Origin of the sequence: Anabaena sp. PCC 7108 (assembly GCF_000332135.1) — a bacterium.
Lineage (GTDB): Bacteria > Cyanobacteriota > Cyanobacteriia > Cyanobacteriales > Nostocaceae > Anabaena.
Window position 1 is genome coordinate 772,899 of the sequence record NZ_KB235896.1, and the last position, 13,313, is coordinate 786,211.

10 protein-coding genes and 1 other RNA gene are annotated in these 13,313 nt (G+C 39.6%); 9 read left to right on the top strand and 2 right to left on the bottom strand.

The genetic code is table 11. The features are described 5' to 3' along the window. The first annotated feature begins 60 nt into the window (after nucleotides 1-60). From ANA7108_RS0104245 to ANA7108_RS0104255, 3 genes are all read left to right on the top strand, one after another. Nucleotides 61-774 (top strand): PspA/IM30 family protein, encoded by a 714-nt coding sequence (locus ANA7108_RS0104245; RefSeq protein ID WP_016949525.1) that lies wholly within the window; start codon nucleotides 61-63, stop codon nucleotides 772-774. A gap of 10 nt (nucleotides 775-784) precedes the next feature. Further along, on the top strand, nucleotides 785-1,672 hold the full coding sequence (locus ANA7108_RS0104250) for a phosphate ABC transporter substrate-binding protein (protein ID WP_016949526.1): 888 nt from the start codon (nucleotides 785-787) through the stop codon (nucleotides 1,670-1,672). A 145-nt stretch (nucleotides 1,673-1,817) separates the two neighbouring features. Continuing rightward, the gene (locus ANA7108_RS0104255) at nucleotides 1,818-2,456 is read left to right on the top strand and encodes a 1-acyl-sn-glycerol-3-phosphate acyltransferase (protein WP_016949527.1); all 639 of its coding nucleotides are present in this window, start codon (nucleotides 1,818-1,820) and stop codon (nucleotides 2,454-2,456) included. 341 nt (nucleotides 2,457-2,797) lie between these two features. Here ANA7108_RS0104255 and ANA7108_RS0104260 read toward each other — a convergent pair whose 3' ends face one another. Continuing rightward, nucleotides 2,798-3,907 (bottom strand): MraY family glycosyltransferase, encoded by a 1,110-nt coding sequence (locus tag ANA7108_RS0104260; RefSeq protein ID WP_016949528.1) that lies wholly within the window; start codon nucleotides 3,905-3,907, stop codon nucleotides 2,798-2,800. A 158-nt stretch (nucleotides 3,908-4,065) separates the two neighbouring features. Here ANA7108_RS0104260 and groL point away from each other — a divergent pair, with 158 nt between their 5' ends. From groL to ANA7108_RS0104285, 6 genes are all read left to right on the top strand, one after another. Beyond that, nucleotides 4,066-5,730 (top strand): chaperonin GroEL, encoded by a 1,665-nt coding sequence (groL, locus tag ANA7108_RS0104265; RefSeq protein WP_016949529.1) that lies wholly within the window; start codon nucleotides 4,066-4,068, stop codon nucleotides 5,728-5,730. A gap of 191 nt (nucleotides 5,731-5,921) precedes the next feature. Then, the gene (gene corA, locus ANA7108_RS0104270) at nucleotides 5,922-7,064 is read left to right on the top strand and encodes a magnesium/cobalt transporter CorA (protein ID WP_016949530.1); all 1,143 of its coding nucleotides are present in this window, start codon (nucleotides 5,922-5,924) and stop codon (nucleotides 7,062-7,064) included. 73 nt (nucleotides 7,065-7,137) lie between these two features. Beyond that, nucleotides 7,138-7,854 carry a hypothetical protein gene (locus ANA7108_RS0104275; protein WP_016949531.1) on the top strand — a complete coding sequence of 239 codons (717 nt, stop codon included), beginning with the start codon at nucleotides 7,138-7,140 and terminating at the stop codon, nucleotides 7,852-7,854. 48 nt (nucleotides 7,855-7,902) lie between these two features. Next, nucleotides 7,903-8,266: RNase P RNA component class A (gene rnpB / locus ANA7108_RS28355), an RNA gene on the top strand. A 410-nt stretch (nucleotides 8,267-8,676) separates the two neighbouring features. After that, entirely contained in the window at nucleotides 8,677-9,414 is a 738-nt protein-coding gene (gene rnc, locus ANA7108_RS0104280; RefSeq protein ID WP_016949532.1) for a ribonuclease III, read from the top strand. Nucleotides 9,415-9,615: 201 nt separating this feature from the next. Further along, nucleotides 9,616-10,665, top strand: a complete 1,050-nt coding sequence (locus ANA7108_RS0104285) for a Gfo/Idh/MocA family protein (RefSeq protein ID WP_016949533.1) — start codon at nucleotides 9,616-9,618, stop codon at nucleotides 10,663-10,665. Between the two features lie 291 nt (nucleotides 10,666-10,956). On the opposite strand, the gene ANA7108_RS0104290 is transcribed toward ANA7108_RS0104285, so the two are convergent. Beyond that, entirely contained in the window at nucleotides 10,957-13,011 is a 2,055-nt protein-coding gene (locus ANA7108_RS0104290) for a sensor histidine kinase (RefSeq protein ID WP_016949534.1), read from the bottom strand. Between the last annotated feature and the right edge of the window lie 302 nt (nucleotides 13,012-13,313).

The window sequence follows — 13,313 nt, forward strand, 5'->3', positions numbered from 1 at the left end:
TGTGTCAATTTTAGAGTAAAAATAGTACCATAACCATCCTTACTGGAATAACTTCGGGTTATGAAAAAAGCTGTCTACTGGATAATGGGTGAAAGGGCAGGAAGAACTATAGTTGGGACTTGGAACTGGTTATGGGGAATGCCTGTAGAGTCAGGTGGTAAAGTAGCTGTAGCAGTTGCTGAAGAATCTCTACAGTCCATGCAAGAAGCCGTTCAGAAACTAGCTCAAGCTGTTGCGGCTCAAGAAGGTGCTTATAAAACCGCCAAGCGCAAATATGAGGCAAAAATTACAGAATCCAAAACTCTAGAGCAACAAGCCATGATTGCTCAACGTAGTGGTAATGAAGAAGCAGCGCGAATGTCCATGAGTAAGGCCATTCAAACGGAGCAAATCTTGCCGAAACTGGAGGAAATGGTTAAACAGGCGGAAATGGCTGTAAAGGCTTCTAAAGATAAACTCAACCGTGAGCGCATGAAGCTAGAAAACTACAAAGCCGATATGCAAAATATGAAAGATATGTCAGAGGTGAATGAAGCCCTGGCTATGATTGCTAAGGTCAATAATGAATTTGATATTGGTTCGGCTAAAAGTGACTTTGAAAAAGCTAAAGGTGCAGTTGAACGTCGGAATCTCAAGACAGAGGCTTTAGCAGAATTATCTGAAAATCCAGCAGAAAAGCTACAGGCCGAAATTGAAAATATGACATTAGACGATGAAGTTGCCCGTCGTTTGCAAAGGTTACAAGATTCTACACCCAAACAAATATCAGAATAAGTAGAAATTTATGAGTCAGAGAAGCGGACCACCTCCTATTGTTTTTATCTTGCTGTTTTTGGGGCTTTTGGGTGGTGGTTACTGGTGGTTTTTCATGCGTAAGCCGGCTTCAACCCCTACATCTGTAGGTGGTAATACAATAACCACTACAGTAGCTTTCCCGCTACCAACAACAGTAGCCAGCGGTACTACCGTAAAAATAGACGGTTCTACCAGTATGGTGACAATTAACCAAAATCTCAAAAATGGTTTTGAGAAACAGTTTCCAGGTACAACAGTAGAAGCAATTGGGAACGGGACAGATAGAGGAATTCAGGATCTTTTAGCTGGTAGAGTTGATATTGCCGCAGCCTCCAGACCATTGACAGCACAAGAGCAAGGTCAGGGATTAAAGGCTGTTACTGTAACACAAGATGCGATCGCTATCATCGTTGGTAAAGCAAATCCTTTTAACCAAGGATTAACCAGTAGTCAAATTGCAGATATATTTCAGGGAAAAATTAATAATTGGTCAGCAGTGGGTGGTTCACCTGCGACTATCCGGGTCATTAACCGACCAGTAATTAGTGGCACACATCAAACATTTAAAGAATTGGTGCTAAAAGGCGCTAATTTTGGGACTACGCCTAACATTACTACACTACAACGAGATGCCACAACTCCCTTAATTCAAGCTTTGGGAATTGATGGTATTGGCTATGCGACCTTTGCACAAGTGGCAAATCAGCAAACGGTGCGAGTCGTAGTAGTTGATGGTTTGACTCCAGATACAAGTAGTTATCCCTACCAGCGTCCACTGTATTATGTCTATAAAGACCCTGCTAATGTAGGAGTGCAAGCATTTCTAGGCTATGCAACTTCACCCCCAGGACAACAAGCTCTAGCATTAGGAAATTGATGTAGAAGAGATAATTTGTTGGAAAAATGGGAGTTAGGATGTGGAAATTAGAGGTGAAAATGTTTCTTGACTTCTTCTTTAACGTTCTGACTCCTAATTTTTGTATTCTGTTTTATTTTTGAATTGTTTATTTATATAATCTTCCGTGACTAGAACTCGTGAACCATTAATTAGTCTGGCACTTTACCACGCATTTAAGTGGTCAGTGGTTAGTCCCTTGCTGCATACTTACTTTCGGGTCAAGATTTATGGAGTAGAAAATGTCCCCCAAACCGGAAAAGTGCTAGTAGTCAGTAATCATGCTAGTTACTTTGACCCACCAATTGTTTCTAGTTGTGTACGTCGTCCCGTCGCGTACATGGCTAAAGAAGAATTATTTAAAGTCCCTGTTTTAGCACAAGCAATTAAATTATACGGTGCTTACCCGGTTAGTCGGGGAAGTGCCGATCGCACCGCCATCCGTTCTGCTTTAGAATGTCTTGATAATGGTTGGGCTGTAGGTGTTTTTTTAGAAGGGACTCGTACTCCAGATGGTCGGATTACTGACCCCAAAAGAGGTGCAGCACTACTAGCCGCAAAGGCGAAAGTACCTTTTTTACCAGTAAGTTTATGGGGTACTGGCAAAATTTTACAACCTGGTTCATCCTTTCCTCGTTCCGTTGCCATTACTGTCAGAATTGGCAAATTAATTGATGCCCCTAGTTCCACTAATAAACAAGAATTGGAGGCATTGACACAAAAATGTGCATCTGTAATTAATGAAATGCATGATTTAGGAAGATAGTTCCAATTTTAGATTTATGAAGCTGTATAGAATAATTCAACGCGGATAAAGACAGATAAATCAATGGATTTCAGAATTATGTGCAACCTCACATAAAATTGGTATTAGGTTAAGGAAATGTAGAAATTGTAGGTTGGATTAACCGTCAGCGTTACCCAACAAAATATTTGGTAATGTTGGGTTTCTTTGATTGCTACACAACGCTAATGACTCAACCTACAAGCTCAACTATTTTTTGAGATTTAACCGATTAGTATTAACAACTTGGGTGATTTCATGTTTGGTTGATCGGGTGTTGATCCACAGCAAATTTCAGAACAAAGCCACAGAAAAAGAGAGTTTTAACCATGTTCAGAGTTCCCTGTTCTCTGTTCCCTGCTGTAAATTCTTTGCAAGACAGTAAAAGCTAAAAGCAAAATAATACTACTGGCACAGGCTATCATCACCATCAAACTCATCCCCTGCGCTCTCATTGCCAACAAGTTAAAACACAACGTAATTGACCACAATGTAAAAGCAGCATGGCGTTGAGATAATCCCCAAGCCAGTAAGCGGTGATGCAAATGGTCTTTACCAGGAGTACTCAGAGGGTTTTTTCCTGCCAAGAGTCGCCGGATAAACACCTGAGTAGTGTCTAAAACTGGCAACAGTAGAAATAAAACCGTGGGGATCAGAGCATAAACGGTATTTTGTTGAAGTTTGCCTAAAATACTAGTTGCTGCTAGTACATAACCAAAAAAATAGGCTCCAGCATCACCCATGATAATACGTGACGGATGGAAATTATGGCGCAAAAAGCCCAATGCTGCTCCTGCCAAAGCAGCCAAAACTAAGGTAGCCGCCGCCCGATTATTAAATTGGGCAGAAACAGCTAACAAACTCATAGCAGTAATAAAGCTAATTCCTCCTGCCAAACCATCCATGCCATCCATCAAGTTAATAGCATTGGTAATACCTACAACCCACAAAATAGTCAACGCCATCGACAGTAGCGAATCAATAGGAGTACCAAACATCACTTTGATGCTGATACCATTGGCAACCAGCAACAGTGCTGTTGTAATTTGCGCCCACAAACGGACAGAAGGGGGTAAGCCAAATTGGTCATCAATAAAGCCCACAAGGACTAATATCGAACCTCCTAACAGAATCGTTAAAACTTGAGCTAATACGCCTTGGAGTTCAATAGGACGTAAAAGGCTGGCTAGTACCAAAGCGGCAATTACACCAGCATAGATAGCCAAACCTCCTGCATTAGGTAAAGGTTCTCGATTGAGTCGCCGGGCGTTAGGTTGGTCTGCCCAACCCACCCGCAAAGCAAATTTGCGTATAATTGGCATTAAACGCCACGTTACCAGCCAAGCCAAGATAAAAGTAAAAACTACCGCCAACCAGCCGGTGCCGCTAGGGTCAGCAATACCAAGGGACTTCAGGGAGTTATCTAGGTTCATCTCCCAATTCCACCATTACTGCCAGTATCTAAAATGAGCATTAACCCTAATATTAATCAATTTTTTATTTGTATCTGTTAAATTCAGTAGCTGAGGCACTTAGCACTCTTTGCCTGTGAGTGCTAAATTGTCTAATGGAAGCGCTAGAGAAATAAAACATGGCCAAGATTATTGCATTTAATGAAGAATCACGACGGTCTTTAGAAAAGGGTATTAACGCCTTGGCTGACGCGGTGAAAATCACCTTGGGGCCAAAAGGTCGTAATGTCCTTTTAGAAAAAAAATTTGGTATACCTCAAATTGTCAACGATGGTATCACTGTTGCCAAAGAAATTGAACTAGAAGATCCTCTGGAAAATACCGGAGCTAGACTAATTCAAGAAGTAGCCTCCAAAACCAAAGATATTGCTGGAGATGGCACTACTACTGCCACGGTTTTAGCACAGGCTATCATTAAGGAAGGGTTAAAGAACGTTGCCGCCGGCACAAACCCCATTAGCTTAAAACGAGGAATTGATAAAACCGTTGAATTGCTAGTGGCAGAAATTGCCAAAATAGCCAAGCCAGTAGAAGGTAGTGCGATCGCTCAAGTTGCTACTGTTTCTGCTGGTAATGACGAAGAAGTTGGCAATATGCTGGCTCTAGCAATGGAAAAAGTCACCAAAGATGGTGTCATCACCGTTGAAGAATCCAAATCCCTCACAACTGAACTAGAAGTAGTCGAAGGGATGCAAGTTGACCGGGGTTACATTTCCCCCTACTTCATCACCAACAACGAACGGATGACGGTGGAATTTGAAAACGCCCGCATTTTGATTACCGACAAAAAAATCAGCAGCATTCAGGATTTAGTACCTGTATTAGAAAAAGTTGCCCGTGCAGGTCAAGCTTTGCTGATCATTGCCGAAGATGTGGATGGAGACGCTTTGGCCACTTTAGTTGTCAACAAAGCACGGGGTGTGCTGACGGTTGCAGCAATTAAAGCCCCTGGATTTGGTGAACGCCGCAAAGCTTTATTACAGGATATCGCCATTCTCACAGATGGACAGATGATTTCTGAAGAAATCGGTTTAAGTCTGGACACCGCTACTTTAGAAATGTTGGGTACTGCCCGCCAAATCATCATTGACAAAGAAAACACTACTATTGTCGCTGGTAGCACCACTAAGCCAGAAATCCAACAGCGAATTGCTCAAATTCGCAAGCAGTTAGAAGAAACTGATTCTGACTACGACACAGAAAAATTGCAAGAACGCATCGCTAAACTAGCTGGTGGTGTGGCAGTTATCAAGGTGGGTGCAGCTACAGAAACCGAACTCAAAGACCGTAAACTGCGGATTGAAGATGCACTCAACGCTACTAAAGCCGCAGTCGAAGAGGGTATTGTCCCTGGTGGTGGCACTACTCTGATTTATCTGGCTTCCAAAATAGAAGCAATTAAAAACAGCCTCGACCCCGAAGAAAGGATTGGCGCTGAGATTGTCGAAAGAGCGCTAGAAGCTCCCTTACGTCAAATTGCAGACAATGCTGGTGTTGAAGGTTCCGTGATTGTTGCCAAAGTGCGAGAAACTGATATTAACATCGGCTATAACGCTGCTACAGACGAATTTGAAGATTTAATTGTCGCAGGTATTATCGATCCTGCTAAAGTTGTCCGTTCAGCTTTACAAAACGCCGCTTCTATTGCTGGGATGGTTTTAACTACCGAAGCAATCATCGTTGAGAAGCCTGAGAAGCAAGCTGCCGCTGCCCCTGATGCTGGTATGGGTGGCATGGGCGGTATGGGCGGTATGGGCGGCATGGGCGGCATGGGTATGTTCTAATCACCCCTTCCCCAAATAATTAATTTTTAATTTTTTTCTACAGTTTGTCTTAACAAAAAGACAAACTGTTTTTTATACCATTCAGGAATGTTGGAGAAACTTATAAATGTTATTATATCGGCTGTAATACCCAAATTTCTGACGATTCAGTGACAAAAGCGGCTTGATTCAATGGTATTAGGTAAAAGTTCATGATTAAAAAAATTCGCCGTACTCCTAAATTCTTAACTAAAGAATATACCAAAGAACACCATCATCAACCAGGAACTCTGCCTGGCACGATCATCATTGATGAAAATGCTGACCAGCCAATTATTTTTATAATTGACTATAACCAAACTAACTTTATCCGTGAACAAATCATTAACCCTGAAGATTGCTTTAATTATTTGGATACAGAATCTGTTTCTTGGGTAGATGTACAAGGCTTAGGTAATAGAGATGTTTTAGAACGCTTGGGTAAAGTTTTTGATTTACATCCTCTAGTTTTAGAAGATGTGGTCAATATGACAGAACGTCCGAAAATTGAGGATTATGAAGACCAATTGCTGATTATTGCTCGTATGGTAGTCCCAAAGGAACGGGGCTATGGTTTCTATAGTGAACAAGTAAGTTTAGTATTGGGAAAATATTATTTACTCACAGTTCAGGAGGAAGCAGAACATGATTGTCTAGAAGGAGTGAGAGTGCGAATTGACAAAAATAAAGGTATTATCCGCAAACAAGGAGCCGATTATTTAGCTTATTCTTTATTAGATGCCATTATTGATGGTTTTTTTCCTGTTTTAGAACTTTATGGAGAACAAATTGAAGAGCTAGAGCAGGAAGTAATTATTAAACCTACCCCAAAAACATTAAGAAAAATTTATCAAATTAGAAGAGAACTACTGCAATTACGTCGGGCAATTTGGCCACAAAGAGATGCAATTAATTCTTTAATTAGAGATGGTAGTGAACTAATTAGTGATGAAGTGAGAATTTATTTGCGCGACTGTTATGATCATACGGTGCAAGTGATGGATATGGTGGAAACTTACCGAGAACTAGCTTCTGGATTAATGGATGTCTATCTTTCCGCAGTTAGCAACAAAATGAATGAAATTATGAAATTACTAACGGTGGTTTCATCAATTTTTATTCCCTTAACTTTTGTGGCTGGAATATATGGCATGAATTTTAATACTGAAAAATCACCATATAATATGCCTGAACTCAATTGGTATTGGGGCTATCCACTCTGCTTGGCATTTATGGCAATTGTTGCTGGTGGATTAATATTCTTTTTTTGGCAGCGGGGTTGGCTAAATAATTCAGTAGATATTAAGCATGATTAAAAATACCAAAGTTTTAATAAATAAAGTAATCTAGTAATCGAAAAATTTTTAGAGGGAGTTGATCAGAAAATTTATGGCAGTACAAAGTGGCGACCAAAATCTGATTGTTTTAACAATTTATATCCTTGGGGTATATTCCACATTCAATCGCATGATTGAATCCATTGATGATATGGTGATGCTAAGTTTTCAGAAAGATATTGTCGATGAACAATTAAAAGAACAAAATCTGCAAGATACAGTGGGTATTTCTTTTAAAACAAGTAATTATGGTTTAGATAAGATAGAAACTGATCTAACAGAGTTATCAATGAGTATTGAAAATAAATCTGAAAGTATTGCCATATACGTTGACTGGGATAATAGTTCTTTTGTGGTTGAACATACACAGCAATCCCGACGAGTGATTCGCAAATCTCCAGATTTAACCCGTGATTTAGCTATACCCCAAGTTCCTACTATCATTGCTCCTAAAAAAACTATTTCGGAAAATGTTACCGCTGAAGATGTTTTTCAAAGAGATAAAGAATCAGGTATTTATAAACCTGCATCGCCTTTAATTAATGTTGCTGCCATAAAAAAGAATGATAAACAAAAGAAGTTATACAAAGACTTTATCGATGGCAAAAAAGATTTGGAATTTTCCCTGCAAATCGTGCTGCGGATTTCGGAAATGAGAGTTGGTATTGCACCTGGGATAAATGTTCCTCCAGTTTCAATTATTAATTGTCCTTTTACGATGAAAAAGCTCCCTTGGACTTACGCTTTGCCTTGGAATAAAAAGAAGTAATTCCGATCCAGACACAGATGGCGATCAAAGCGTACACTGGATAAAGGAGAGAGTAGGCGTAGGCAGTTGCAGATCAGTTATCAACACTGGTTTGAGGAAAGTCCGGGCTTCCGAAAGACCAAACTTGCTGGATAACGTCCAGTGCGAGTGATCGTGAGGATAGTGCCACAGAAAGATACCGCCAATCAGTAATTGGTTGGTAAGGGTGCAAAGGTGCGGTAAGAGCGCACCAGCAGCATCGAGAGGTGCTGGCTCGGTAAACCCCGGTTGGGAGCAAGGCCAGAGGAACTATGGTTGGTCTTTTACCAGTTCCGTTAAACAAGAGCCGCTAGAGGTGTCTGGTAACAGGCATCCCAGATAGATAACTGCCCTCGTAAGAGAACAGAACCCGGCTTACTACCGACTCTCTTCTTTAAACGAATTATGGATTTTTTATTTTCCATAGTTCGTTTTTTAGTTTCAGCGATTAGAAATCACCGCTACACAAACTAAGTTCACCTGTGTGAACTAATAAAAAATCAAAATTAAGCTTTAAACGCACCTTTACTAAAACCAGAGAAAAAGAAAAGAGTGAAAAAAAGCAATTAATTGTTAACCTAAATAGCTAGGGGTTTAGCATTGCTAAACCCCTACAAAAATTTTATCAGGATCATGATTTTGGTGAATTGCTAGAGAATAAACTTCTACCCTAAATATTAGGCATTAATATCGTCCCAAAGCTGTGAAATTGGGAAAGTTTGCCCTGGCGCTACCTGTCGTGTATTTATACTCTATATTTAATGCTAAGTTAGGAGTTATTAGCCCTTTTTCCACACTTACTGAATGTCTCTCGTTTATCCCCGCCGTCAACGGCAACTTGAAAGTTTAGTCCAAAAGCTGGGTTTGTCAAAAGATGCACCGATAAAGTGGCCTTTACTTGATTTGGCGCTAACTCATGCGACTGTTTCTGAGTCGGCAAATTATGAACAACTGGAGTTTGTCGGTGATGCGGTGGTGCGGCTGGTAGCGGCTGTGATGTTATGGGAACATTATCCTGATTCCTCTGTGGGGGATTTTGCGGCTATTCGTTCCGTTCTGGTGAGCGATCGCATTCTTGCCCAACTAGCTAGAGGATATGGTCTAGAATTATACTTACTCGTTGCTGGTAGTGCTACTGCCGATCATGTTGGTCAAGAGTCAAGACTTGCAGATGCTTTTGAAGCAGTTCTGGGAGCGCTTTATCTGAGTACTCACAATCTTGACCTGATTCGCCCTTGGTTAGATCCCCACTTCCAAGAACTGACCACAGAAATTCGTCTTGATCCCGCTAGACTTAACTATAAGGCTGCTCTCCAAGAATGGACTCAGGCACAATTTAAAGTCTTACCAGAGTATCGGGTACTTGAGGTTAATCAACCCCACGATAGTCAAGAACGTTTTCTGGCTGAAGTTTGGTTAAATGCAAAAATGTTAGGACAAGGTAAAGGACGCTCTATTAAAGCCGCTGAACAAGCCGCTGCTAAAGTAGCTTATTCAGTAATATCTGAAGAGGTGATTACTAAGGAAGCAAATGACAAATAAGTACCTGAGCAAAATTAATTGAATATTTTCGGAACAAATAAAAATCCCTATAGTGCTTATCTGTTCCCTGTTAAGAGTTCCCTGTTCCCTCTCCTAAATGTACAATTTATTTTGCACGACTACTTAATTCCTTAATGGCACAAGCCCCCGGATTTATCAGAGGGGTCAATCCAAAATCTAAAATCCAAAATCCAAAATCGGATGACTAATATTAAACTGGCGGTAATCGGGGTTGGACGCTGGGGAGTACATTTACTAAGAAATTTTTTAGCACATCCTCAAGTGTCTGTAGTTGCTGTGGTAGACCACCATCCAGCCAGATTGGCAGCGATAAAACAAGAGTTTGATTTAGATGAAAATGTATTATTAACAACAGAGTGGGAATCCGTTAAACAGGTTGCGGAACTAACAGCAGTAGCGATCGCCACTCCGGCTACCACTCACTATGCCTTAATTAAAGATGCTCTCCAGTTGGGTTATCATGTTTTGGCAGAAAAACCCTTAACTCTTCATCCAGAAGAATGTCAGGAACTCTGTCAATTAGCGGAGTATCAGCAATTGATACTCATGGTTGACCACACTTATTTATTTCATCCAGCTGTAGAACGAGGTGAAACTGTGGTTCAATCTGGTCAATTGGGTGCTTTACGTTATGGTTATGCTACTCGCACCCATTTGGGACCCGTCCGTCAAGATGTTGATGCATTGTGGGACTTAGCTATTCATGATATTGCCATTTTTAATAATTGGTTAGGTGAATTACCTGTGAAAGTGCAAGTAACGGGTAGTGTTTGGTTACAGGAAAATAGGAAAATTGAGGGAACAACAACGGAAAACCCAGGTTTAGCTGATTTAGTTTGGGTAACGCTGACTTATCCAAATCAATTTCAAGCCTATATTCACCTCTGTTGGCTAAATCCTGATAAACAAAGACGATTAGGGATTGTGGGTAGCAAGGGTAGTTTAATTTTTGATGAAATGTCCTCTGTATCACCTCTAACCCTGATGCATGGGGAGTTTTCTCAACAGGAAAATTTGTTTATACCTGTGAATCAAAAGCAAGAAGTGCTAGAAATCGAAAAAGGTGAACCATTACAAAAAGTGTGCGATTGCTTTGTTGTCTCTATCCTCCAGAATACCCCTTCTGTGGTTTCCTCTGGGTGGGTAGGTAGAGAATTAGTAGAAATTCTCACTGCTTTGACTACATCTCTTCAACAAGGTGGTAAATCTATCACCATCACTAATCCTTAATTTTATGATTTGTAGTAACCGTTCAGAGGGTTAGACAAGCGATCGCAATAAATTTAATTGATATAGGACTAAACATACAACGCTTCCTGCTGTTATGAGGTACAGTTTTTTATCCCTAAGTAGGGGCGGGGTTTGCCCGCCCTATAAGTACTAGGACAGAATTAATTACACAATGTCATTGCGAATGGAACGCAGTGGAATGACGCAATCGCAAGGGCTGGGATTGCTTCGCTTCGCTCGCAATGACTGTAAATATTTTTGTCCAATTACTTATTATATTGAATTCTGAAATTAAAGCTTTGCGACTTTTTCACCTTGTTGTGAAAGTCGATTGATCTCACCTGTATCTACTTGTTCTTCCTTTATATCTGCTGGTGAAGAATCGTAAATTTCCAAAGTTTGATCTGGCTGCAAGCTAGGATAACTGATTTCTTTGACTTCATGAGAAGATGAATTTTCACTATTCCTTAAATCCACTTTTTTCCCTGAGTTAGGTAATAGAGAGATATCAATCAAAGGTAATATAATTTTTACCGTTGTCCCTTGGTGCAAACCTAAACTCTCCAGGGTAATAGTCCCTCCCATAAGTTCGATTAAGTTCCGAGAAATTGCTAATCCCAGTCCAGTACCTTCAAATTTGCGCGTGGTAGTACCATCAACCATCACAAAGGGACGAAATAGCTTATGTTGCTGACCAGGATCAATACCTATTCCTGTATCTTTAATTGAGACTATGACATGATATTTACTATGACTTTGTTGAATATCTGTGCTAATGGTGATGCTACCTGTATCGGTGAATTTCGTAGCATTACCAATGATATTAATAAGAACTTGTTTGAGTTTTACTTCATCTGCCTTAATTGGTATGGCTTCATTACCTAACTCACATTTCAATTGCAGTCCTTTATGTTGCACATTCACTGATTGTAAATTAATCACCTCTAACAGTAGTTGACGTAATTCTAGAGGGGTTATTACTACTGAGAGTTTACCTGCTTCAATTTTGGAAATATCGAGTAAATCATTAATAAGTCCTAACAAGTGAATTGCTGTTTCATCCGCTCGCTGGAGAAATTCCAATTCTTCTTCTCTATCATCACACATTCCATCTCTAACTAAGCGGACACAGTTAATAATAATATTGAGTGGATTTCTTAATTCATGGGAAGTTGTAGCTAAAAACTGACTTTTAACTTTGTTAGCAGATTTTGCTTCTTTCCAGGCTATTTCTAATTCTTCTGCCCATGCTTTTAGTCTTTCAACCATTTGATCTAGTGCTTGTGCCAATTGATTGAATTCCCGAATTTTAAAGTTACGGGGAATTGGTTGTGCGGCATGGTGACTATGAATATTTAAAGCAAAGTCTCTAAGTTCTTCTACAGGGCCTGCTAGATAAGGAACTAAATATAATGATGCTAACAAACTTGCGCCAATTAAACCAACAGTCAAAACAATGAGGATAAGTTTGATTTCATCTAAACCAAACAGTGCATTTTTTACACTTGTAACAGCTAAGATTATCCATTTTTTTTGCTGCTTTGGTGTACTGGGATCAGCAATAGCTGTATAACCAGCAACTAATTCTTCACTTTCTATGAATTTAAAGTTTATGGAATCATTACGACCTGCAACTGCATTTTGAATTAAGCTTTTTAGTTGTTTGGCATCTGAATAATTCTTAATATTAGTTCCTACTCTTTCGGGCAATGGGTGAGCCAAAATAGTACCATTTTCAGCAATAACTACCAGAGAACCTGTCAGTGAGCCGGGTTGATTTGTAGTTTTTTGGTGTAATGTTGTTTGGAGAATTAAAGCATAAGCTAAATTTCCTCGACGATTATAAACAGGGGCTGATAAGAGTAATTGCAGTTGATTGTCTGTGTGTTTTTTGCCCGTTGTTCCGGCTTTGGGTGGTAATATAGCTTGAATTTCTACTTCATTGCCGGAAAAAGAGGAAGTTAATTCTAAAATGGCTTTATCACCACAGCTACTAGCAATAATATTACCGTTTTGGATATTTTTTAATTGAATACAATCTATGTGATTTGGTAGTTGTTGTGATAATTGATTCAGATATGTTTGAATTTGATCGGAGTAACCAGATTTAATTACTGTTGTTTGACTAGCACTGAATAAATTGGTTTTTAGTACAGCGATTGTATCGGTAATTTTCTCTCCTTTATTGATAGCGCTTTCTGTTAAGTTTTGCCGAGCAGTTGTTAATAGACTTGAGCGTGCCTTATTTAGAGCAACCATTTCTCCGACTAATAACACCGGAACAAATAGCAAAAGTATTCTTGTTACTAAAATTCGCCGAAAGGACGATTGACGGAACTTAGCCATCGAGTGTCTCACTTCGCATCTGCAAACCACAATAATACCGATATGCAATTAGATTAGCTAAAAAAAACATTTTATAAAATTATTAGAAATTTATTGTAACTTGTTAAAAATATCAAACTGTTATTTGGTAAAAAGACACTAGAGATACCAAAACTATTAGACAGTATATTTAATAGCGACTGGTTTTGCATATCTATATCAAGGATGAAATTAATAAACATTCTTCTGTTAGCAAGGTTATTCTATAATCAACTGATTGATGGCAGTCAGATTTTGAAAATTCTCGTTTGATAGAGATTCTA